Genomic DNA, 22,223 nt, shown 5'->3' on the forward strand with positions numbered 1-22,223 from the left:
GCGCGGGTCAGGCCGGTGTCGGCGTCGCGGTGGCAGGGTCGCGAACCAGCTTGGTGCCCGACTGGGTCAGCTCAAACTCCGAATCACTGATTTTTGTCACGCGATCACCAATAGCCAACTTATACGTGAACAGTGGCTGATCACCTGTGTCGGCAGTGGAATTCTGAAACTCATGCACAGAATAAACGCGGCCTTCCGCATCTCTTGCATGAAATTGACCAACGAGAACTGCAGCCATTTATAGAGAACCTCTGGAGATAAACACCCATTTTCGGCTCTGTAGACCGTTGTTCATTAGGGGAAGTTTAGCGATGTGGGAAAAATAGTAGGGCTACTTTACAGGCTTGTAGGCCGATAGGGTGAGCCAGGGTGTAAGAAAGGCTTCCGATCATCTATAACTATTCTTCCTACAGCCACCGATTCGGGGTATTTCATGAGCAAGGTCTTTAACGTAGCAGTGCTGGTGGGCAGCTTAAGAAAGGATTCACTGAACCGCAAAGTGGCCCTGGCGCTGGCTGAACTCGCTCCAGCGAATCTGAAACTGAACATCGTTGAGATCGGTGATCTGGCGTTGTACAACGAAGACATCGATGTGACACCGCCGCCAGCGCCCTACACGGCGTTTCGCGATCAGGTGCGCGCCGCCGATGCGGTGTTGTTCGTCACCCCTGAATACAACCGTTCAGTGCCGGCTGCGCTGAAAAACGCCATTGATGTGGGGTCGCGGCCTTACGGCCAGAGTGCGTTCAATGCCAAGCCGGGCGCGGTGATCAGTGTGTCGCCGGGTGCCATTGGCGGGTTTGGGGCCAACCACCACTTGCGCCAGTCGCTGGTCTTCCTGAATGTACCTTGCCTGCAGCAGCCCGAGGCGTATCTGGGGGGCGCGGGGGATGCGTTCGATGCATCGGGCAAGTTGTCTGAAAAGACACGGCCGTTCTTGCAGAAATTTATCGACGAATTTGCCAAGTGGGTGGAGCAGCACCACAAGGCTTGAGGCCGGGGCCTGAAACCGTATCCTGACAAACGCGGCAGATCCAAGCAGGGGCTGCCGCGTTTTTGGTTCAACTGCTTTGCGGCATTTCGCCTTTGGCCAATCGTTTGTTGATGTCGACAATCACCTCGGGTAAATCGCGCAGGGTATCGATGAGGTAGTGCGGGCGCGAACCTTCGAATAGGGTGTGGATGTGCTGGCGCTTTGAGGCCAGGGCCTGCGGGGGCATGGCCTGGAATTGTTCCCAGGTCAGGCCCAGTGCGTTGCCGGAACACACCAGCGCCACCGTCCACATGCCGGCACGGCGGCCTTCCAGGATGCCCGGCACGGTGTCATCGACCTTGACGCAGGCGGCCACATCGTCAACGCCCAGCGCGATCACGTTGGCCAGCGCTTGAGCGGGCCATGGGCGACCATTGGGGACGTCGTCGGTGGCCACGACATGGTCGGCGGTGTAACCGTTACGGGCAGCCAGTTCGACCACTTTAGCCATGACCTGGGCCGGGTAGCCCGAGCAGGAGCCTATCTTGATGCCTTGCGCACGCAGGGCAGCAATGGTGTCCAGTGCGCCCGGAATCAGCGCCGAATGCTCAGCGATTTTCTCGATTTGCAACGGCATAAAGCGCTCGTAGAGGGCCGTTACGTCGTCGTCTGTCGGTGTGCGGCCAAACACCTGACGGTAGCGTTCAGCTATCTGTGGCTGATTGCACAGGGTGCGGATGTGGTCCCACTTGCCCATGCCCATCGGCCCGCGAGCCTCTTCGATTGAAACCTGTACGTCGAACTCGGCAAAGGCCTCGACAAAAATTTGCGTCGGCGCGAACGAGCCAAAATCGACTACGGTGCCAGCCCAGTCGAGAATGGCTGCCTGAAGTTTGCTGGGGTTTACGTAGTTCATGTCGGTAAGTCCTGTGTGAGCGAACCGTGTCGCACGAAAATATAAGGAAGGTATTCAGTGTTCTTGAACCCGCAATGACAGCCTCTATGCACGTTGCACATTCATTTCGCGCAGCACTTCGCCCATGGCATTGACGGCGGCCTGCATGGCGGCGGTGTTGACATGGCCAATGCAACCCACGCGGAAGGTTTCAACGTGGGTCAATTTGCCCGGGTACAGAATGAAACCCTTGGCTTTGACGCGCTCGTAGAAGGCGTTGAACTGGTAATTCGGATCTTTTGGGGCGTGGAATGTCACGATGATCGGCGCTTGAATGGCGGTTGGCAGGAAGGGCTGGAGCCCCAGCTGGGCCATGCCGTCGAGCAATGCCTGGCAGTTATGGGCATAGCGCTGGTGGCGCGCTGGCAAGCCACCTTCTTCGTTGTACTGCTGCAACGCTTCGTGCAACGCGGCAACGACGTGGGTCGGGGGCGTGAAGCGCCATTGTCCGGTTTTGGCCATGTACGCGTGCTGGTCGTACAGGTCCAGTGCCAGCGAATGAGCGTTGCCTGCCGCCTGCGCCAGTGAGGCTTTACGGGCAAACACAAAGCCCATGCCGGGCACGCCTTCCAGGCACTTGCCCGATGCCGCGATCAGCGCATCAAACGGTAGTGTTTGAGCGTCAACGGGTAGGGCACCGAAAGAACTCATGGCGTCGATGATCAGGCGCTTGTTGTGTTGGGCAACAACGGCAGCAATGTCTGCCAAGGGGTTCAAGATGCCAGTGCTGGTTTCGCAGTGAATCACGGCCACGTGGGTAATGCTCGGATCTGCCTGCAGCAGGCGATCAACGTCGCTCGCGGTAGTCGGCTGATCTTCAGCCGTTTCAAAGGTACTGTAGCGGCGGCCCAACACTTCACAGATTTTCGCCAGACGCTTGCCATACGCCCCGTTGACCAAGACCAACACGTTGCCTTCACGCGGCACCAGTGTGCCGATAGCGGCTTCGACGGCGAACGTACCACTGCCCTGTAATGGCACGCAGTGATGGCTGTCGGCTCCGTTGATGATCGCTGTCAGTTGTTCGCAGACGTGGGCGGTCAGTTGATTGAAACGCTCATCCCACGAGCCCCAGTCGACCATCATCGCCTGACGGGTACGGGCCGAGGTGGTCAGTGGGCCGGGGGTCAGCAGGATCGGTGTGGCAGAACTCATTCGGGGGTCCTTTCAGGCGGGTGATGGCTACTGAATACACGGCCTACGTTGCAGTTTGCGTCTGCATCAATCAAATTGTTTGTTGTTATGCCAGCCATCAGTGAGGCTTATAGAGATGAACCTGTTCCAGCTCCGTGCGTTTGATGCGGTGGCGCGTGAAGGCAGTTTTACCCGGGCGGCAGCCCGGCTGTTTATTAGCCAGCCCGCCGTCACCGGGCATATCAAAGCCCTTGAGGAGCATTACCAGATCACCTTGCTGCGGCGCACGGCCCGGCGTGTTGAGTTGACCGAAGAGGGCACCAGGCTGGCCGCGATTACCCGCGCCATGTTTGGCCTGGTGGATGAGGCGCAGGTGTTGCTGGAGGCCAATCGACAGTTGTTGACCGGGCGGCTTGAGGTGGCAGCCGATGGCCCGCACCTGGTCATGCCCATGCTGGCGAAATTGCGGGCGCGCTACCCCGGCATTACCGTCAACCTGCGCTTGGGCAATGCACAGGAAACCCTGGCGGCGCTGCTTTCGGAGCACGCCGATGTGGCGGTTCTAACCGAGGTCGAACCGCGCAAGGGGCTTACGTTACGCGCCCTTGATGAATCGCGGATCTGTGCTTTGGTACCGGTCAACCACCCGTGGGCGGGGCTGGCGGAGGGGGTTGATATCGAGCGTCTGCATCAGGTGATCATGGTGTTGCGCGAGCCGTCATCTATCACTCGGCATACGTTTGATAAAGCCTGTGAGCGGGCGCAGGTCAGCCCGCGTGTGTTACTTGAGCTGGATAGCCGTGAGGCCGTCACCGAGGCGGTCGCGGCGCATCTGGGGGTAGGCATTGTGTCGTCGGTCGAAATCAGCCCGGACCCGCGTGTGCGTGCGGTGCCGATCAACGGTTTTGGGTTGATCAATCAGCACCTGTTGGGCTGCATGGATCGTCGCGCCGAACTGCGCTTGATCAAGGCCTTTATGGCGTTGGCCCTGCCGCAGGGCTGACGTGCAGAGGGGTTTGGGGGGCAAGATTGGATTTTTTGGTCGATTGACGACTTTTTGCCGTATAAACTTGCGCCCATTCGCCGGCCTACCCGCCGCGACACACCGATTGAGAGAGTAAGAAATGGGCGCACAGTGGAAGGTTAAACACAAAGCGGACGCCGCCAATAGCCGCGGCAAAATTTTCGGCAAGTTGGCCAAGGAGCTGACCGTAGCTGCACGTAACGGCGCAGACCCGGACATGAACTCGCATTTGCGCCTGGTGTATGAGCAAGCCAAAAAAGCGTCCATGCCCGCCGACACCATCAAGCGTGCCATCAACAAGGGTGCCGGCATCGGCACTGAAGCCGTTCAATACCACCGCGTGACCTACGAAGGGTTTGCCCCGCATCAGGTGCCGCTGATCATTGAATGCCTGACCGACAATATCAACCGCACCGTGGCTGAAATTCGTGTGGCGTTCCGCAAGGGGCAGTTGGGTGCATCGGGCTCGGTGGCGTGGGACTTTAACCACGTCGGCATGATCGAAGCCAAGCCGGAATCACCGCAGGCTGACCCTGAAGAAGCGGCGATTGAAGCCGGTGCCCAGGACTTTGAAGAGGGCGACGAAGACGGCACCACGCTGTTTATCACCGAAACGACGGATCTCGATGCCGTTCAAAAGGCGCTGCCCGCACACGGCTTCACGGTGCTGTCGGCCAAGTTGGGTTACCAGCCCAAAAACCCGGTGAGCGGTTTGACCGACGAACAGATGGCCGAGGTGCAAGAGTTCCTGGCCAAGCTGGAAGAACAGGACGACGTGCAGGATATGTTTGTGGCGCTGGCCTAAACCCGCGCGGCCCGGTGTACACGCAAGCGAGATAGCAACATGCTATCTCGCTTGCGTGTTGTTACAACGCTGCCATGACCTCGGTAAAACTCGGTCGCTTCAACACCTCAGGCTGAATACAGCGCTGCTGTAACGCCTCCAGCCGTGCGCGTGGTTGGTCGCTTGGCTCTGAGTCGATGCGCTCGAGCAGTTCGCCCAGCAAAATACCGAACGCGCGCACTTCAATCCGTTGCAAGGCGCGGGTTTGCGGGCTGTCGTCGGTGGCGTGGAAGCAGGCGGCACCAAAATCCCCCAGCAGGCAATCCCCTTCGCGATTGAACAAAATGTTGTGCGCGTACAGGTCGCCATGGCAGATGCCCTGTGCGTGCAAATGGCGGGCGGCCGAGGCAACACCCCGTGCAATGCGCAAGGCACTGTCGGTGGTGAAGCGGGTGGTGTCGGCGTAAACGTCGCGGCTGCACGTGTCAAAGCTGGGCAGCGCCGCGAGGTTGGTGAACGTGGGCGGGATCAGCGCCATCACCAGTGCGGCTTGCTGGGCCGGGTGGCCCACCACGCGCCCCAGCACCTTGATCAGGTTGGGATGTTGGCCTGCAACCATACAAGCGTTCATTTCATTGAGCGGTGACCCGTCACTGGTGATCTCGCCTTTGTACAGTTTGACGGCCACCGATTGGCGGGGCTGGCCGGGGGCGTGCCATTGCGCCTGGTAAATCACGCCAGAGGCACCTTCCCCCAGTTTTTGTTCGAGTGTCAGGTGCGCCCAGTCAATGCTTGGCGTGTGATCGTGTTCGAGCGCGGTGCTGGCATCGTCGTGCAGCGGGTTACCAGCGTAAGCCAGCCAACTTAAAGACGGCAGCGCCAATACAACCTCGGGCACCTCGGTGAAGCGATTGGCCGCGAGCCGAATCAGTTCCAGGCGTTTGCAGTTGATCAGGCTCGCCGGTAAGCGTTGCAGCCGGTTGCCGGCCAGCATCAGTTTTTGCAACAACGGCCGCTGGCCCAGTTCATCGGGCAGGTGCCTGATGAGGTTGTCCGTGAGGATCAACCAGCGCAACTGTGGCGGGAGCGCCGCACCTGACACCTGTTCGATCCGATTGGCCTTGAAGCCAATCATGCTCAACTGCGGACATTGCCCCAGGCAGGCCGGCAACTCGGTGAATTGATTGTCCGAGCAAAACAAAATGCGCAACCGGGTGAGGCGGTGCAGGTCGTGCGGCAGGCTGCTTAAGGCATTGCCACTCAGATTGAGAATTTCCAGCGTGTCAGCCAGCTGGAAAATTTCCTGAGGAAATTCGGTCAGCCCGCAGGACAGGTCCAGACGTTTCAGGCCTGCCAATTGGCCAGTACGCAGTTTAGCGAGGGTATCCATAAGCAGTGGTAGAGGACTCGTCAGGGTGAATGGACAATGGCGCTCATGATAGCGATTTCTGCTCAGGGATTGAGACGTTTATGCTCAGAGATGGTGTTTTAATCGGGCTTGGCTTGATTTTTTTAATTTAATGAGTATTCATTTGAAGTATGAGTATCTGAGGGGTTCTTGTTATTTGATTCGTTAATGAGTTGTTTTGGTAGTGGGAGTAGAATTTTGTCGGCTATCTAATGTTTTTGAATATATTGTCGTGTGGTTGGTATATGTGCAGTGTTGGAATTTTATTGAGCGCACTGCTAGTCTTTTTTAAGCACAATTCTGTGTTTCTCTGGGCGCTCGGGTGGAGGTCTTATAATGAAGGCATACGTTTCATGTATAGGTTTAGTGTGCATGGCGTTATCACTCGGTGCGCCCGCAGAGTCGCGAGTGGGGTATATAGAAGTTTCCATGACCCTGGAGAACAGTTGCTTGATCAATGGCACTGAAGATAACCATATAGGCAATCTCGATTTTGGCACCAGTGATACCTTCCTGACGACAAAAAATGCCATGGTACTCTCACCCGATGGTCTGAATATAACCATCCAATGTTCTGCTGGCCTTGAACCCACACTCACCATTTTGGGGGGCAGTAACGGGGCCGAAGGCGGCACCCTTGGGGAGGCCATGAAGGATGATGCTGGTCATTACATTCCTTATGGTCTGTTCACGGACTCAGGGCGCACCACCCCTCTGCCGGAGACGGGTGTCTACCCACTGGAACCCAGCGACGGCACGGCCCAATCGATTCTTCTGTACGGTCGGGCCGATGTGCCTGCGGGGCTGCCGGGAGGTATCTACACCGATAGAGTAGGCACCCGTCTGGATTTTTAGGCGGTGGCGGGCCCTTGCGTGAAGGCCGTCATTCTATGGGCTGCCCTGGGGTTGCCCGGGCTAGCACTGGCCGCTACCACAGCGGTTATGCAGGTCAGTGCGTCGATAGAAACCGGGTGTCTAATTGTCGGCGGCAGTACGCAATTCGGCACGCTGGAATTCGGCAGTGTTCCCGCCGTAGCAAGTCAAAAAATTTCTGCGCGGTCTACCAATGCGGTGCAGTTGCAGTGCACGCCCGGAGTGGCCTTGAGCATGACGGTGGACGGTGGTCAGCACCCTGACAATGGACGGCATTTACAGCTGGAAGGTTCAAGCGTGCGTGTCGCTTATGAGTTATTTAATGATGTGGGATTAACTCAGGCACTGGGGGTTGGCCAACGTGTTGCGGTGGGTACTGTTGATGACGGTATTGTAGAAGTGCCTATTTACGGGCAAGTAAGGGGTTCAGGGGGTGTGCCCGTTGGCCGGTATCGCGATGTAGTGCAGGTTGAACTTTCCTGGTAAGTACTTTGTTGTCCTGAATAAAAGGAGTCGATTCATGCGTCCACTGCTGTGTAAGTGGCGAGCACTGGCCTGCGTGATATTAATGGCGTCAGGACTAAATCACGTTGAAGCGGCCAGTTCAGTATTAATCTGGCCCCTTGACCCGGTGATTGAAGCAGATCAAAAAGCCGTCGCCCTGTGGTTGGAAAACAAAGGCCGTGAAACGGCTTATATGCAGATAAGGGTGGTGGGGTGGGAGCAGCGTAAATTTGACAATCACTATCAGACTCAGCGTGAGGTGATCGGCAGTCCTCCTTTGGCCCGGATTGAACCGGGACAGAAACAACTGATCCGCCTGACCCGTACCGAGACTGTCCCGGTAGGGGTAGAGCGTGCTTACCGGATCATTATCGATGATATTCCCGTGGTGGCTCCCAAGGATGGCAGCCACGAGGTGATGGCGGCTGGCGTCAATTTTCAGATGCGTTACACCGTGCCGCTCTTTGTGTATGGCGAGGGGCTGCGGGGCAAACCCGTGACCAAGCGCCAGCGCGATGCCGCAAGCGCGGGTGCGCCGGACTTGAGCTGGCGCAAGGTCACGGTGCAAGGTACGCCCTGGTTACAGGTGCAAAACCTTGGCCCGGTGCACGCCAGGTTGACGCAAGTGTCGATGGCTCAGGGTGGCAAGCGTTGGCCAGTCGCTCCCGGTTTGCTGGGTTATGTTTTACCGGGGGCAATCATGCGCTGGCCTTTGCCGCCCGGAACGTCGACTGCCGGTCAATTGCTGGCGCGCGTTAACAATGAGCCCGCGGCTCAGCCTGTAGCGTCTGCGCCGTGAGCCCCGGCTGCAGCGCCGTCACGACGCGCTGTGTCACAGGTCTCTGGCAGCGCGTCATTGTCGGTGTCAGCGGTTGGGCCTGTGCACTGCCACTTATGGCGGGGGGGCTGCCTCCACCCCCTGCAGGGTGGCAGATGACCAGCAATGAGCCCCTGTTTTTGGAGTTGCTGGTCAATCAAGTGTCGACCGGCAAAGTGATCGAGGTTCGACAGCAGGCCGGCAAGCTGTACATTCCGGTGGCCGACCTGAAGGCCGCCCAGGTGACATTGCCTGCCGGCCAAGCCACTGAAGTCACAGCTGATAGCGTACGGGGCCTGCGTGTGAACTACGATCAGCCCGGCCAGCGTTTATGGGTGGATGTGCCGCCCGGCTGGCTGCCCGAGCAGCAAGCCGGCCGGCCGTCGACCGAGCAACCGCCCGCGCTCAGCAGCTTCGGCGGCCTGCTTAATTACGACTTGTACCTCAACGACTCAGATGACAGTGACACCTACCTGGCTGCCTGGAACGAAGCCCGGGTGTTTGACCGTTGGGGCACGCTCTCGAACACCGGGCAGTATCGGCGCACGGTGGGGGGCGCGCGGGGCAGTGATTTCAATAACGGCTATCGCCGTTATGACACCCTGTGGCGGTACTCGGATGATGTGCAGTTGCTGACTTACGAGGCCGGCGATGTCATTACCGGTGCGTTGCCATGGTCCAGCTCCGTGCGATTGGGCGGCGTCCAACTGTCGAGAGACTTTGGGGTTCGTCCCGATCTGGTGACGTACCCGTTGCCTCAGTTTTCAGGGGAATCGGCGGTGCCGTCCTCGGTCGATGTGTTTATCAACGGTTTCAAGTCTGCCAGCGCGGACCTGCGCCCCGGCCCCTATACGCTGACCAATGTGCCGTTTATTAACGGCGCGAGTGAAGCGGTGATTGTGACGACCGATGCGCTGGGGCGGCAGGTGTCCACCCAGGTTCCGTTCTACGTCACCAGCCGCCTGTTGAGGCCGGGGCTGAGTGACTTTTCGGTTTCCGCTGGCACTTTGCGGCGGGATTACGGGCTGCGGGATTTTGTTTATGGCCCCGGTGTGACGGTGGCCAATGGACGCTATGGCCTGAACCATTCGCTGACCCTCGAAAGCCATGTCGAAGCCTCTGAGAATCTTGCGCTGGCAGGCGTGGGCGGCAACCTCAAGTTGAGTCATTACGGGGTGCTCAACAGCGCGGTCAGCCAGAGCCGTTTCAATGGCCAGCCGGGCCAGCAACTGAGCCTTGGCTATCAATACAACACGCAGCGCTGGAGCCTGGCGTATCAGCGCATTGAGCGCCGTGATCATTACGCTGACGTCACGGTGATTGACCGTGCCTATACGCGGCTCAGCACGCGCAGTGAGCAAATGATTTTGAGCCTTAACATGGGCACTTATGGCAGCCTGGGGGCGGGTTATTTCGATATCCGGGCTGGCGACGATTCACGCACGCGGTTGTTGAACCTGACCTGGAGTGCCTCGCTGTGGGCCAGCAGTGTTTACCTGTCGGCCAACCGCGAGCTGTCGACGGGGCAGTGGGTCACCCAGGCACAAGTGGTCATGCCGTTTGAACTGGGCTCCGTGGGGGTTGGCAGTGAACGCAGTAAGACTGGCGAATACCGTCAACAGGTCAGGTTCAGTCACTCGGTACCCAGCGGTGGCGGGGTGGGGTACAACTTGGGTTACAGCCAGGGCAATGGCCCGGCGTATCGCCAGGCCGATCTGACCTGGCGCCTGCAGTCGGTGCAACTACAGGCTGGCGTCTATGGCAGCAATGCTCAACAAGCACGGTGGGCTGATGCCAGCGGCTCGCTGGTGTGGATGGACAATCATGTGTTTGCGGCCAACCGGGTCAACGATGCATTTGTGGTCGTCAGCACTCCGGGTTTTGCGCAGGTTGCGGTGCGGTATGAGAACCAGTTGATGGGTACGACCGACAAAAGTGGCTACCTGCTGGTGACTGGCGCAAGTGGTTATTACTGGGGCAAATATGAAATTGACCCGCTGAACCTGCCTTCCACGGTGCAAGTCCCGTTGGTTGAGCAGCGTGTTGCAGTACGCCGGGGCAGCGGCTACCTGATGACCTTCCCGCTGAAACGGCTGGCCGCCGCCAGCCTTGCGCTGGTCGATGCGCAGGGCAAGCCTTTGGCGGTGGGCAGCCAGGTGCGCCATGTGCAGAGCGACGCGAGCGCCGTGGTGGGCTGGGATGGCCTGGTCTACCTGGAGAACGTGCTCAAACACAACACCGTGCAGGTGACATTCGCCAATGGCAGCCACTGTCAGGCGCAGTTCACCCTGCCTGAAGAGACGGCAGAGGTGCCCATGATCGGACCGTTGGTGTGCCAATGAACGGGGGGCTGAGCCTGTATCGGGTTAAGGGGTGGGTGTTCTTCTGCCTTTTTCTGCTGGCACCACAGGTGCAGGCTGCGTGTCAGGTCGAGGCCAATCGCACGGCCACCTTCGGCTCGGTGACGTCGATTCAGGTCGGTGCCAGCTCGGAAAAAACCTCAACCCTCAATGCCGGGTTGGGCTGCACCGGCGCGGTATCGACTCTGCAAGGCACCGATCATTTCTACCTGACCGTGACCTCTTCAACAGCGGGCCTGACAGGGCCCGGCGGGGACGTGATCAGCTATACCCTGTTTGCAGACAGCGGTATGGGCCAACCCATCGAGCGCGGTGCTCAGTTTGATTTCACCGCCATTGCCAGCGGGCTGGGCCTGGTTGCCAGTGCGTCGCCGCGCACTGTGCCCCTTTATCTGGCGAGCCTGAGTGCAGGCAACGTTGCGGCCGGTATTTACACTGAAAACCTGAACGTGGTCTGGCGCTGGGATTACTGCTCCAGCCAGGACGGTGCCGGTGGTTGCACGCAACGAGACACCGGCACCGGGTCGACGGTGCTGACGGTCACCATGACGGTGACGAACGATTGCCTGATCCTTGCCCCGACGATCAGTTTTGGCAGCGCTCCCGTGGCCAGTGCATTCAACCCCGTGACCCAACGCATCAGCATTGCCTGCACCAAAGACAGCCACTATTCGGTGGGGCTCGACCCGGGGCAGCATGGGATCGATGGCCGTCGTCGCATGGTTTCAGGCGACCATTTCCTGGCTTACGACCTGTACAAAGGGGCGAGTGCGATGGTCTGGGGCAGTCAGGGCGCAGATCGTCGGGAGAGTACGCAGGCGGAGATCAACCCGGGCAGCGGCCTGGGCACCGAGCTTCAAGTGTTTGACGTGACCGCCAGGGTGTATGGCGATCAACCCACGCCGCCCGCCGGGACGTATACAGACAGCGTGGTGGTGGATATCGGGTTTTAGCGCAGTTCGCGCACCATGCTCGACAGCGTGGTCAGCACATCCTTGCCCAATTGCATCGAACGCTTGCCGGACCAGCCCGTGACAGGGTCGGGGGCATGGTTGTTGTCCTTGAAAGGCATCTCCAGGGTCAGAGACAGGCAATCAAACCGCTGCCCGACGCTGTTGCAGGCCAAGGTCATGTTGGCTTGGCCGGGCGCGTCGAGCGCGTAGCCGTGTTCGGTCTGGAAGTCACGCGTCAGGTGGCTGAGGTGGCTGCGAAACCGTTCTTCGAGTGCTGCCAGGCGCGGGGTGTAGCCCGGATTGCCTTCGCAACCCGCAGTGAAAATGTAGGGAATCTCTTCATCACCATGAATGTCCAGGAACAGATCGACGCCATATTGCTGCATCTGCTCAAGGGCGAAGAATACCTCCGGGCTGACATTCGGGTCCGTGTTCTGCCAGGCGCGGTTCAAGTCCTGGCCGTTGGCATTGGTACGCAAATGCCCGTGAAAGGCACCGTCCGGGTTCATGTTGGGAATCAGGTACAGATCAGCGTAATCCAGTAATTTGCGTAATTGTGGGTCGCTGCCTTGTTCAAGGCGCTTGAAAATACCCTCCATAAACCATTCGGCCATGTGCTCGCCGGGGTGTTGCTGGGCAATGATCCAAATATTGTGTTTGTGCGCAGCCCCCGTGCCTTTGCGCAGCAATTCAATGTCGCGGCCTTCAGCGCTTTTGCCTGTGGCCAGGCGCTCACACCCTGACCATTGCAGCGCGTCCTGAATCAACGTGTCGTGGCGCGCGCGGCTGTACGGTTCGAAGTAGGCAAACCACACGTGTGGGTGTTCGGCTTCCAGGCTGAAGGTCAGCGCCGTGCCGTCGAAGTGCGTCGGCACCCGTAACCAGTGTTCGTGATCGTAAGACGCCACCGCCTGATAACCGTCCCAGGCCTTGTTGTAGGCGGACTGGCTGGCGTTGTTCAACTGGAAGCGGTGCGTTTGGCCGCGTGTCAGGCCGTCCACTTTGAAGTGAAACCATTGAAAGTGCGGGCTGCGGGTGTCGGGTTTGATCGCAAGCTGGACGTGCAAGGGGTTGCTGGCATCCAGCACCTGGATATTACCGCTGTCGAAATCACTGCTGATATGGAGCGAAGAGGGCGCGTCAGTCATTGTCCAAACCCGGTGTCAAAAAGGATAGGCGCTACTGTACATCGTGAAATGGGCAGACCGTGTGCGCTGGGGGGTGAAAAGGTGGGATGCAAGGGGAAGAAATAGTGAAGGGGGCGTCATCCGTGACGCTGCATTAGCGTAGGACGTTTGAGAGTGATTCTCAAGTGCTAAATCGCCATTATGCTCATAGCCGGGAGCTTCAGGCTTCCGTTGGCCGATATTCTTTTGCTATCATCGCTCGCATCGTAGCGGTCACCGTAACATCCGGCCGCACAACAGACTTCATTAGCCTGAAGCACGCTGAGCCAGATAACTGGCCGCAAAAAAAAAGACCCGTCTAGAAGACGGGTCAAATAACCGTGATTAGCCTGATGAGGAGGTAATCCAAAAGACCGACCTAAGGTCTCTTGAATTATCGACTGATCTCGCGACCAGCTGAGTGCAATAATAATCATTCCCATTTGCTGGTCAAGCTTTTTCCTTCGCTTTCCGGAATTATTTTTCCAGTCCTCGCTCAACCCCTCTATTGCGCTAGTCCAGTAACAGCTCTGTGGTGCGCTTGACCTCGCTCATGGCGATGTTGGAGTGGGCTTCCTGTACATGGGGTTTCTGCAGCAAGTGATCGCGTAAAAAACGCTCGTAACTGTCGATATCGTGGGTCACGACCTTAAGCAAATAATCCATGTCGCCGGCCATCGTGTAGCACTCGATGACTTCGGGGTAGTCGGTGATCGTTTCTTCAAACTCCGTCAGGTGTCGGCGCCCGTGACCGGAGAGCCGCACGTTGACGAACACCACGACATTGAGCCCGAGCTTTTTCGGGTTGAGCAGGGCGACTTTACGCTCAATCAGGCCTTCTTCTTCGAGCCTGTGAATACGTCGCCAGCACGGCGATTGCGACAGTTCCACGTGCTCGGCCACCTCGGCGGCAGAGAGATCAGCATTGTGCTGTAACAGACGAAGGATCTTGCGATCGATAGCGCTTAATTTGATCTGCATGAAGTGAGCTGACTTCTTATTATTTTTGGATGTGTCATGCAGATTAGCAGGATATTTCCCAGTAATTAGAATGATAAATCCTGCATTTAACCTTCACTCTTGTGTTGCGCGCGCCCCACTCGCGCGCCGGGTCGAACCATGACCGTTCGGTCTGATTTATCCAGGCTAATAACAAGAGAGAACCTGAATGCCGATTTTTACTCATCCGGAATTTGACCAGCACGAACAGGTCATGTTTTGCCATGATAAAGCCAGCGGCCTCAAGGCCATCATCGCCGTGCATAACACTCGGTTGGGGCCCTCCTTGGGGGGCTGTCGCATGTGGCCTTATGCTGACGAACAGCAAGCGCTCAACGATGTGCTGCGCTTGTCCCGTGGCATGACCTACAAGTCGGCGCTGGCGGGGTTGCCACTCGGGGGGGGTAAGGCGGTCATCATTGCGGACCCGCGCAAAGACAAGAGTGAGGCGCTGTTCCAGGCAATGGGCCGTTTTGTAGACAGCCTGGGTGGGCGCTACATCACGGCAGCAGATTCCGGCACGGGTGTTGCCGAGATGGCCCTGATGGGCCAGTGCACGCGTCATGTCGTCGGGGCCGGCGTACGTGATGACATTGGCGGCGGCACGCGCAGTGGCGACCCGTCCCCTGCAACCGCCCTGGGTGTGTTTATCGGCTTGCGCGAGGCGGTGCTGCAGCGCTTGGGCCGTGCCGACCTGACGGGCCTGCGCGTTGCCGTTCAGGGCCTGGGGCAAGTCGGCTATAACCTTGCACAGCAGTTGAAGGCTGCCGGGGCCGAGTTGTGGGTACACGATATTCAGGAAGCCAATGTGCGGCGTGCCGTGGATGAACTGGGGGCTCATGCGGTGAGTGCCCAGGACATTTACGGGCTGGATGTCGATGTATTCGCGCCCTGTGCGATGGGAGCCATCATCAATGACCAGACCTTGCAGTTACTACGGGCACCGGTGATTGCCGGCGCGGCCAATAACCAGTTGGCCGCGCCCGCTCATGCCGACGAACTATGGCGTCGGGGCTGCCTCCATGCGCCGGACTACGCCATTAACGCGGGCGGCATTATTGATGTGTCTTACGAGTACAACGGTGGTACGCCAGAGCAAGTGCGCCAACACGTAGAGGGCATTGGCGAAACACTGCGTCAGATCTTTCTGAGAGCCAAGGCGCAGAACCTGAATACCACGCGTATTGCGGACAGCCTCGCTCAGGAACGACTGAACGGCTGACGACCTGGCGCGGGCGGGCTGTTTCAGAAGCTCGCCCGCGCGGGTTGGCGATCAATGCGCGGGCAGTTCCTGCACATCCAAGGCTCGGTCAACCAAGCTCTTGGCCATCTCCATGATGTACACCACGCTGAAGGCCAGGTCGCGCTGCTTGCCCTGCAAGCTTTCGGCAGACTCCTGCCCGCTGGCAATGGCACATCGCAGCAGGTCGGAGGCATGCACCATGGCTTCTTCCTGGCTCAGGCCATTACGAACGACGAATAACTGATCTTCCAGTGCGCGTGAAGTAACAGAAGGTTTCAAATAATAATCAAGCGCACGTTGGGTTGCGAGGTTGTCTTTAAGGGCTTCAAGATCGGTGTCGCTGATGATATCGGTAGGGATTGGGGGGATGGGCGTCATGATTTACCTGCGATTCAAAGATTAATCGGATCAGCTCGCCAAAGATTAGTACTGTTTGTATTGTTGGTTGTTATTAAAATAATACGGAATGTGTATTGTTGCATCTCGCCCAGTCCGTATTGTTCTGCAGATGGATAAATGGATCGCTTTAGTCAGAATCAAATTGCGCGAGCTCAACCTCACGCAAGAAAAGCTAGCCGAGCGCGTGGGGGCCTCCCAGGGCGGTGTCGGGCATTGGCTCAATAAACGCCGCCAGCCGGATCTGGAGACGATGAACAAAGTGCTGCAAGCCCTTGGGCTAGAGCACCTTGAAGTCGCTCTGGTCATTCGCGAGCGCAGTGCAATGGCTGACGAGTCGGCCGATGCCGATGACGCCTTTACCTATGATATTACCTCTGCCTACCGTTACCCGGTCAGTGACTGGTCGCGGGCAGGGCGTGTGCATGAGCAAGTGCGTGAGGCGGGCCCTCAGCCCGGCACGGTCTATGAAGTCAGTGATCATTACACCAAGGGCGCGGCCTTTTGGCTGCAAGTTACCGGCGATGCCATGACGGCCCCGGTGGGCATGAGTGTTTCCCGTGGGATGATGATTCTGGTGGACCCGGACATTGAGCCTGTGCCGGGCAAGATGGTGATCACCAGCACGCCGGACTCCGATGAAGTGACCTTCCGCCAGTTGATCGAAGAGAGCGGCCAGCGTTACCTCAAACCGCTCAACCCAACGTACCCAACGCGGCTGTTCGATGAGCACTGCCGGTTGATCGGGGTCGTGGTACAAGCTACCGCGAAGTTCTAATTACGCGCGTTGTGCACGTCAATAAAAAAGGCGAAGCCCGGTAACGGACTTCGCCTTTTTGTGTGGCGAGGGTTTACTCCAGTTCGATTAACACGGTGCCTTCGCTGACCATCTCACCTTCCAGGCAGAGCAACGCTTTGATCACGCCGTCGTGGGGTGCGCGCAGGCTGTGTTCCATCTTCATGGCTTCCAGCACCACCAACTGAGTACCCGCCTCAACGGCTTGGCCAACTTCGACCAGGACGCGCACGATGCTGCCGTTCATGGGCGCGCTCAACCCGCCCTGCGGGGCGTGGCCGGCACTGGCGGCAGCAATCGGGTCATGGCGCTTCACGCTGTGCAACTCACCGTCCCAACGCAGGTACAGCGTGTCTGCACGGAGCAAGGCCAGGTGCTGGCGGCGCACGCCGTCCTGCTCAATCAATAACTGTTCATCGCGCAAGGTGGCCGAGGACTCGCCCATGTGGATGACCTGTTGTTCGCCTTCGCAGCACAAGACCAGCAACGTGCTCGGGGGCAAGCCGCAGCGAAAGCCGTCTTGGGTGGCCCACGGTGAGGCCCGGTCATCTTCGCGTACCCGTGGCGTCTCGCTTTGTCGAAATGCTTCTGCTGCAGCCGCCCAGAATTGCGTAGGCAAAGGCTGCGCCGATGGCAGTAATTGCTCCTGATGGCGTGGGATAAAACCGGTGTCCAGTTCTGCCGCGGCGAAGGCCGGGTGGCCGACGATGCGGCGTAAAAAGGCGAGGTTGGTTTTCAAGCCGCCGATGGCGAACTCGTTGAGCATGGCCAGCAGCCGCAAACGGGCCTGCTCGCGGTCTTCGCCCCAAGCAATCAGTTTGCCAAGCATCGGGTCGTAAAACGGCGAGACCTCGTCGCCTTCGCTCACCCCGCTGTCAACACGACGTCCCGGCCCGGCAGCCGACTCGCGGTACACCTCAAGACGCCCGGTTTGCGGGAGGAAATCTTGGTCCGGGTCTTCGGCATATAAACGCACTTCAATGGCGTGGCCGTGCAAAGGGACTTGCGCCTGGCTGATTGGCAGCGCTTCGCCACGGGCGACGCGGATTTGCCAGTCCACCAGGTCCAGCCCGGTGATGGCTTCTGTGACGGGGTGTTCCACTTGCAAGCGGGTGTTCATCTCCATAAAGAAGAACTCGCCACGCGCATCCAGCAGGAATTCGACCGTGCCAGCGCCCACATACCCAATGGCCTGTGCTGCGCGCACGGCGGATTCGCCCATGGCCTGGCGCTGTTCGAGGCTCAAGCCCGGGGCCGGTGCTTCTTCAACGACTTTTTGATGGCGACGCTGGATCGAGCAATCACGCTCATTGAGGTACAGGCAATTGCCGTGTTGGTCTGCGAACACCTGGATCTCAACGTGGCGCGGTTTGAGCACGTACTTTTCGACGAGCATCCGCGCATCGCCAAATGACGACAACGCTTCGCGCTGTGCCGAGGCCAACGCTTCGGCCAGTTGGCTGACGTCTTCCACCACTTTCATGCCTTTGCCGCCACCGCCTGCCGTAGCCTTGAGCAGCACCGGGTAGCCGATGCGCTCAGCGGCCACGCGGAAGGTCTCCAGGTCCTGGGCTTCGCCGTGATAGCCCGGCACCAGGGGCACACCTGCCACTTCCATCAAGGCCTTGGCGGCAGATTTGCTGCCCATGGCATCTATGGCCGAGGCGGGCGGGCCGAGAAAGACCAGACCGGCCGCTTCGATGGCGCGGGCAAAACTGGCGTTTTCAGACAAAAATCCGTAGCCGGGGTGGATGGCTTGCGCGCCGCTGGCCTTGGCGGCGGCAATCAACTTGTCAATGTGCAAGTAACTGTCGGCCGCCTTGCTGCCGCCCAGGTCGACGCAGATATCAGCCTCGCGGCAATGCCGCGCCTCGCGGTCAGTGGCGCTGTGAACGGCGACGGTCTGCAGGCCCAGGGCCTTGGCGGTACGCATGACGCGGCAGGCAATTTCACCGCGGTTGGCCACCAATAGGGTGGTGATAGGACGGGCGCTCATGAGCGGGGCTCCTGAAGCTGAGGGTCGGCTTGCCAACTGGGGGGGCGTTTGTTCAGGAAAGCACGCAAGCCTTCCTGACCTTCGGCGCTGACCCGAATCCGGGCAATGGCATTTTCGCAGTAACGGCGAATGGCTGGGGTGGGGGCACCGTGGCTGACTTCACGTAACAGGTCTTTGGAGGCGCGCATGGCCTGAGGGCTGTTCAGCAGCAGGTTATCGACCCAGCGGTTCACCTGGGTTTCCAGGTCGGCCAGCGGGTAGCACTCTGCTATCAGCCCCAATTCACGGGCGCGCTCACCACTGAAGCGTTCGGCGGTGAGGGCATAACGGCGGGTGGCACGCTCGCCAATGGCTTGCACCACAAACGGGCTGATCACGGCCGGTGCGAGGCCGATGCGTACTTCCGACAGGCAAAACTGCGCATCGTCGGTGCCGATGGCCATGTCGCAGGCGCTGATGAGCCCGAGCGCACCGCCGTAGGCCGCACCTTGCACCACCGCCAGGGTCGGAATTTTCAGTTTGGCCAGGTTGTACATCAACTCGGCCAGGTGCCGCGCGTCATCGAGGTTGGTTTGATAGTCGAGCTCGGCCGATTGCTGCATCCAGGCCAGATCGGCTCCTGCACTGAAATGCTTGCCGCGCCCGCGCAGGACCAGAAAGCGCAGCCTGGAATCACCTTGCACCGCGTGCAGGGCGAGGATCAGCTCGCGGATCATTTCGGCATTAAAAGCGTTGTTCTTTTGCTCGCGACTCAACCACAGGGTGGCAAAGCCCCGGGGGTCGGTGTGCAGTTCGAGGGTGTTGAAATCAATCATGTCCGTCAGTCCTGAAGTGGCTGTACGTAAAAAATGGCGGATTACATCCGAAACACACCGTAGCGGGTGGCGTTGATCGGGGCGTTCAAGGCCGCCGATAGGCCCAGGGCCAATACTTCGCGGGTGTGTGCCGGGTCGATCACGCCGTCGTCCCACAAGCGGGCGCTGGAGTAGTAGGGGTGGCCCTGTTGCTCGTACTGGTCAAGAATCGGCTGTTTGATGCCGGCTTCTTCCTGCGCCGTGAAGGGGGTGCCATTGCGTTCGGCCTGCTCGCGCTTGACTTGCACCAGCACGCCTGCCGCTTGCTCCGCGCCCATCACACCGATACGGGCATTCGGCCACATCCATAAAAAACGCGGGTCATAGGCCCGTCCGCACATGCCGTAGTTACCGGCCCCGAAACTGCCACCGATGATCACGGTGAACTTCGGTACCTGGGCGCAGGCCACGGCCGTGACCAGCTTGGCCCCGTGTTTGGCGATGCCGCCAGCCTCGTACTTTTGCCCCACCATAAAACCGGTGATGTTTTGCAGGAACACCAAGGGAATGCCGCGTTGGCACGCCAGTTCGATAAAGTGCGCGCCTTTTTGCGCAGCCTCAGCGAATAGAATCCCGTTGTTGGCCAGAATCGCCACTGGGTAGCCGTGCAAGTGAGCGAAACCGCACACCAGCGTGGTGCCGAACAGCGCTTTGAACTCGTCGAAGACCGAGCCATCCACCAGCCGGGCAATCACTTCGCGTACATCGAATGGCTGTTTGGCATCGGCCGGAATGATGCCGTACAGCTCATCGCTGCTGTACAGCGGTGCGTGGGGGGCACGTTGTTGCAACTGGCCCTGTTTGCGCCAGTTGAGGTTCGCCACACTGCGCCGGGCCAAGGCCAGGGCGTGTTCATCGTTGTCGGCGTAATGGTCGGCCACGCCCGAGACCTTGCAATGCACATCGGCACCGCCCAGATCTTCAGCGCTGACCACCTCGCCGGTGGCGGCCTTGACCAGCGGCGGGCCCGCGAGAAAAATGGTTGCTTGCTGGCGCACCATGATCGCTTCATCGGCCATGGCCGGCACATAGGCCCCACCCGCTGTGCACGAGCCCATGACCACCGCGATTTGCGGGATACCTGCCGCGCTCATGTTGGCCTGGTTGAAGAAGATGCGCCCGAAGTGTTCACGGTCCGGGAACACTTCGTCCTGGCGTGGCAAGTTGGCCCCCCCCGAATCCACCAGGTAGATGCACGGCAGGCGGTTTTGCTCGGCGATGGTTTGCGCGCGCAGGTGTTTTTTGACGGTCAGCGGGTAGTACGACCCCCCTTTGACGGTGGCGTCGTTGGCCACAATCATGCACTCCACGCCTTCGACCCGGCCGATACCGGCGATGATCCCGGCGGCCGGAACGTCTTCGCCGTACACGCCATAGGCGGCGAGCTGACTGAGTTCCAGGAACGGTGAACCGCTGTCAAGCAGGCGGTCAATGCGCTCACGGGGCAGTAGTTTGCCACGGGAGGTGTGGCGTTCCTGTGCTTTGGCCCCGCCGCCTTGCTGCACCTCGCTGAGCAGGGTGCGCAGGGCTTCGACCTGTTTGAGCATGGCCTGGCGGTTGGTGCCGAAGTCGGCCGAACGCGGGTTGATCGTCGTCTTCAAAATCATGGTTTTGTTCCAGAAAGTTTGTAAGACAAGCGCTAAGCGCTCAGCGACAAGCGACAAGCAAAGAACGAGAGACCGAGAGACCGAGAGACTCATGCACTTGCTTGCAGCTTGAAACGTGCAGCTTGGAACTTATTCTTAACAACTGACGAAATTCATTTCGTCTCGTTAAAGAGTTCGCGACCGATCAGCATTCGCCGGATTTCACTGGTGCCCGCCCCAATTTCATACAACTTGGCGTCACGCAGCAGGCGGCCCGCCGGGAATTCATTGATGTAGCCGTTGCCGCCCAGAATCTGAATCGCGTCCAGAGCCATTTGCGTGGCGCGTTCGGCGCTGTACAGGATCACGCCTGCGGCATCCTTGCGGGTGGTTTCGCCGCGTTCGCAGGCCGCGGCCACCGCGTACAGGTAGGCGCGGCTGGCATTCAACTGGGTGTACATGTCAGCGACTTTGCCCTGGATCAGCTGGAATTCGCCGATGCTCTGGCCGAACTGCTTGCGGTCATGGATATACGGCACCACCAGGTCCATACAGGCCTGCATGATCCCGGTCGGGCCGCCCGAAAGCACCACGCGCTCGTAGTCGAGGCCGCTCATCAGTACTTTTACGCCGGCGTTCAGGCCCCCCAGCAAGTTTTCTTGCGGCACTTGCACGTCGTCGAAAAACAGTTCGCAGGTGTTCGAGCCGCGCATGCCGAGCTTGTCGAAATGGGTACTGCGGCTAAAGCCTTTCCAGTCGCGCTCGACGATAAAGGCACTGATGCCGTGGGCGTTTTTCTCGATATCGGTCTTGGCGTAGATCACGTAGGTGTTGGCGTCCGGGCCGTTGGTGATCCAGGTTTTGCTGCCATTGAGCACAAAGTGGTCACCGCGCTTGTCAGCGCGCAGCTTCATCGACACCACGTCAGAGCCAGCATTGGGCTCGCTCATGGCCAGTGCGCCGACATGTTCGCCGCTGATCAGCTTGGGCAGGTAGTTGAGTTTCTGCGCGTGGGTGCCGTTGCGGTTGATCTGGTTGACGCACAGGTTGGAATGCGCGCCGTAGGACAGGGCAACCGAGGCTGAGCCACGGCTGATTTCTTCCATGGCCACCACGTGGGCCAGGTAACTCAGCCCTGTGCCGCCGTATTCCTCTGGCACGGTGATACCCAGCAAGCCCATGTCACCGAACTTGCGCCACATATCGGCTGGAAACAGGTTGTCCTTGTCGATCTGAGCGGCGCGGGGTGCCAGTTCGCTGGCAACGAACGCCTGCACCTGGTCGCGCAGCATGTCGAGGGTTTCGCCCAGGGCGAAGTTCAGTGTCGGGTAGCTCATGGGGCACCTTGATCGTTGTTCTTGTTAAGGGCGTTTACCGCGTCGCCAGGGGTAAGCTTTACGTT

21 protein-coding genes are annotated in these 22,223 nt (G+C 59.0%); 10 read left to right on the forward strand and 11 right to left on the reverse strand.

The window, feature by feature from the left end:
- Positions 1-7: 7 nt before the first annotated feature.
- A complete protein-coding gene (locus Q1W15_RS08420) occupies positions 8-238 on the reverse strand; it encodes a hypothetical protein (RefSeq protein ID WP_300726238.1) in 231 nt (76 codons plus the stop codon).
- A gap of 195 nt (positions 239-433) precedes the next feature.
- On the opposite strand from Q1W15_RS08420, the gene Q1W15_RS08425 reads away from it, so the two are divergent.
- A complete protein-coding gene (locus Q1W15_RS08425) occupies positions 434-994 on the forward strand; it encodes an NADPH-dependent FMN reductase (protein ID WP_300726241.1) in 561 nt (186 codons plus the stop codon).
- 67 nt (positions 995-1,061) lie between these two features.
- On the opposite strand, the gene phnX is transcribed toward Q1W15_RS08425, so the two are convergent.
- Entirely contained in the window at positions 1,062-1,889 is an 828-nt protein-coding gene (phnX, locus tag Q1W15_RS08430; protein WP_300726244.1) for a phosphonoacetaldehyde hydrolase, read from the reverse strand.
- A gap of 84 nt (positions 1,890-1,973) precedes the next feature.
- Positions 1,974-3,083: a 2-aminoethylphosphonate--pyruvate transaminase gene (locus Q1W15_RS08435; protein ID WP_300726247.1), complete on the reverse strand. Its 1,110-nt coding sequence runs from the start codon at positions 3,081-3,083 to the stop codon at positions 1,974-1,976.
- Positions 3,084-3,198: 115 nt separating this feature from the next.
- Here Q1W15_RS08435 and Q1W15_RS08440 point away from each other — a divergent pair, with 115 nt between their 5' ends.
- Positions 3,199-4,065 carry a LysR substrate-binding domain-containing protein gene (locus Q1W15_RS08440; RefSeq protein WP_300726250.1) on the forward strand — a complete coding sequence of 289 codons (867 nt, stop codon included), beginning with the start codon at positions 3,199-3,201 and terminating at the stop codon, positions 4,063-4,065.
- Between the two features lie 121 nt (positions 4,066-4,186).
- Positions 4,187-4,891, forward strand: coding sequence for a YebC/PmpR family DNA-binding transcriptional regulator (locus Q1W15_RS08445; protein ID WP_300726253.1), 705 nt, complete (start codon positions 4,187-4,189; stop codon positions 4,889-4,891).
- 61 nt (positions 4,892-4,952) lie between these two features.
- On the opposite strand, the gene Q1W15_RS08450 is transcribed toward Q1W15_RS08445, so the two are convergent.
- On the reverse strand, positions 4,953-6,260 hold the full coding sequence (locus tag Q1W15_RS08450; RefSeq protein WP_300726256.1) for a protein kinase: 1,308 nt from the start codon (positions 6,258-6,260) through the stop codon (positions 4,953-4,955).
- A gap of 390 nt (positions 6,261-6,650) precedes the next feature.
- Between Q1W15_RS08450 and Q1W15_RS08455 the strand changes: the two genes are divergently transcribed.
- From Q1W15_RS08455 to Q1W15_RS08475, 5 genes are all read left to right on the forward strand, one after another.
- Positions 6,651-7,133, forward strand: a complete 483-nt coding sequence (locus tag Q1W15_RS08455; RefSeq protein ID WP_300726259.1) for a spore coat U domain-containing protein — start codon at positions 6,651-6,653, stop codon at positions 7,131-7,133.
- An 18-nt stretch (positions 7,134-7,151) separates the two neighbouring features.
- Positions 7,152-7,637, forward strand: a complete 486-nt coding sequence (locus Q1W15_RS08460) for a spore coat U domain-containing protein (protein WP_300726262.1) — start codon at positions 7,152-7,154, stop codon at positions 7,635-7,637.
- A gap of 82 nt (positions 7,638-7,719) precedes the next feature.
- Positions 7,720-8,454 carry a molecular chaperone gene (locus Q1W15_RS08465; protein ID WP_300726397.1) on the forward strand — a complete coding sequence of 245 codons (735 nt, stop codon included), beginning with the start codon at positions 7,720-7,722 and terminating at the stop codon, positions 8,452-8,454.
- A 95-nt stretch (positions 8,455-8,549) separates the two neighbouring features.
- Positions 8,550-10,814, forward strand: coding sequence for a fimbria/pilus outer membrane usher protein (locus Q1W15_RS08470; protein ID WP_300726401.1), 2,265 nt, complete (start codon positions 8,550-8,552; stop codon positions 10,812-10,814).
- The gene (locus tag Q1W15_RS08475) at positions 10,811-11,785 is read left to right on the forward strand and encodes a spore coat U domain-containing protein (RefSeq protein WP_300726265.1); all 975 of its coding nucleotides are present in this window, start codon (positions 10,811-10,813) and stop codon (positions 11,783-11,785) included. Before Q1W15_RS08470 ends, Q1W15_RS08475 begins: the two co-directional genes overlap by 4 nt.
- On the opposite strand, the gene Q1W15_RS08480 is transcribed toward Q1W15_RS08475, so the two are convergent.
- Both Q1W15_RS08480 and Q1W15_RS08485 read right to left on the reverse strand, forming a co-directional pair.
- Entirely contained in the window at positions 11,782-12,933 is a 1,152-nt protein-coding gene (locus tag Q1W15_RS08480; RefSeq protein WP_300726268.1) for a M14-type cytosolic carboxypeptidase, read from the reverse strand. The genes Q1W15_RS08475 and Q1W15_RS08480 overlap by 4 nt on opposite strands.
- Before the next feature lie 531 nt (positions 12,934-13,464).
- Complete coding sequence (locus Q1W15_RS08485) at positions 13,465-13,932, reverse strand: Lrp/AsnC family transcriptional regulator (protein ID WP_300726271.1); 468 nt, start codon at positions 13,930-13,932, stop codon at positions 13,465-13,467.
- A 187-nt stretch (positions 13,933-14,119) separates the two neighbouring features.
- Between Q1W15_RS08485 and Q1W15_RS08490 the strand changes: the two genes are divergently transcribed.
- Positions 14,120-15,172 (forward strand): Glu/Leu/Phe/Val dehydrogenase dimerization domain-containing protein, encoded by a 1,053-nt coding sequence (locus Q1W15_RS08490; protein ID WP_300726274.1) that lies wholly within the window; start codon positions 14,120-14,122, stop codon positions 15,170-15,172.
- 51 nt (positions 15,173-15,223) lie between these two features.
- Here Q1W15_RS08490 and Q1W15_RS08495 read toward each other — a convergent pair whose 3' ends face one another.
- Positions 15,224-15,571, reverse strand: a complete 348-nt coding sequence (locus tag Q1W15_RS08495; protein ID WP_300726278.1) for a DUF3077 domain-containing protein — start codon at positions 15,569-15,571, stop codon at positions 15,224-15,226.
- Between the two features lie 130 nt (positions 15,572-15,701).
- Here Q1W15_RS08495 and Q1W15_RS08500 point away from each other — a divergent pair, with 130 nt between their 5' ends.
- Complete coding sequence (locus tag Q1W15_RS08500; protein ID WP_300726281.1) at positions 15,702-16,367, forward strand: LexA family transcriptional regulator; 666 nt, start codon at positions 15,702-15,704, stop codon at positions 16,365-16,367.
- Between the two features lie 73 nt (positions 16,368-16,440).
- On the opposite strand, the gene Q1W15_RS08505 is transcribed toward Q1W15_RS08500, so the two are convergent.
- The 4 genes from Q1W15_RS08505 to Q1W15_RS08520 form a co-directional block, all read right to left on the reverse strand.
- Entirely contained in the window at positions 16,441-18,381 is a 1,941-nt protein-coding gene (locus Q1W15_RS08505) for an acetyl/propionyl/methylcrotonyl-CoA carboxylase subunit alpha (protein ID WP_300726284.1), read from the reverse strand.
- The gene (locus Q1W15_RS08510) at positions 18,378-19,196 is read right to left on the reverse strand and encodes a gamma-carboxygeranoyl-CoA hydratase (RefSeq protein WP_300726286.1); all 819 of its coding nucleotides are present in this window, start codon (positions 19,194-19,196) and stop codon (positions 18,378-18,380) included. The genes Q1W15_RS08505 and Q1W15_RS08510 overlap by 4 nt, the downstream gene beginning before the upstream one ends.
- A 41-nt stretch (positions 19,197-19,237) precedes the next feature.
- Positions 19,238-20,842, reverse strand: a complete 1,605-nt coding sequence (locus Q1W15_RS08515) for a carboxyl transferase domain-containing protein (RefSeq protein ID WP_300726289.1) — start codon at positions 20,840-20,842, stop codon at positions 19,238-19,240.
- A 152-nt stretch (positions 20,843-20,994) separates the two neighbouring features.
- Positions 20,995-22,158: an isovaleryl-CoA dehydrogenase gene (locus tag Q1W15_RS08520; RefSeq protein ID WP_300726291.1), complete on the reverse strand. Its 1,164-nt coding sequence runs from the start codon at positions 22,156-22,158 to the stop codon at positions 20,995-20,997.
- Positions 22,159-22,223: the final 65 nt, after the last annotated feature.

The organism is Pseudomonas sp., from assembly GCF_030150285.1.
Taxonomy (GTDB): domain Bacteria; phylum Pseudomonadota; class Gammaproteobacteria; order Pseudomonadales; family Pseudomonadaceae; genus Aquipseudomonas.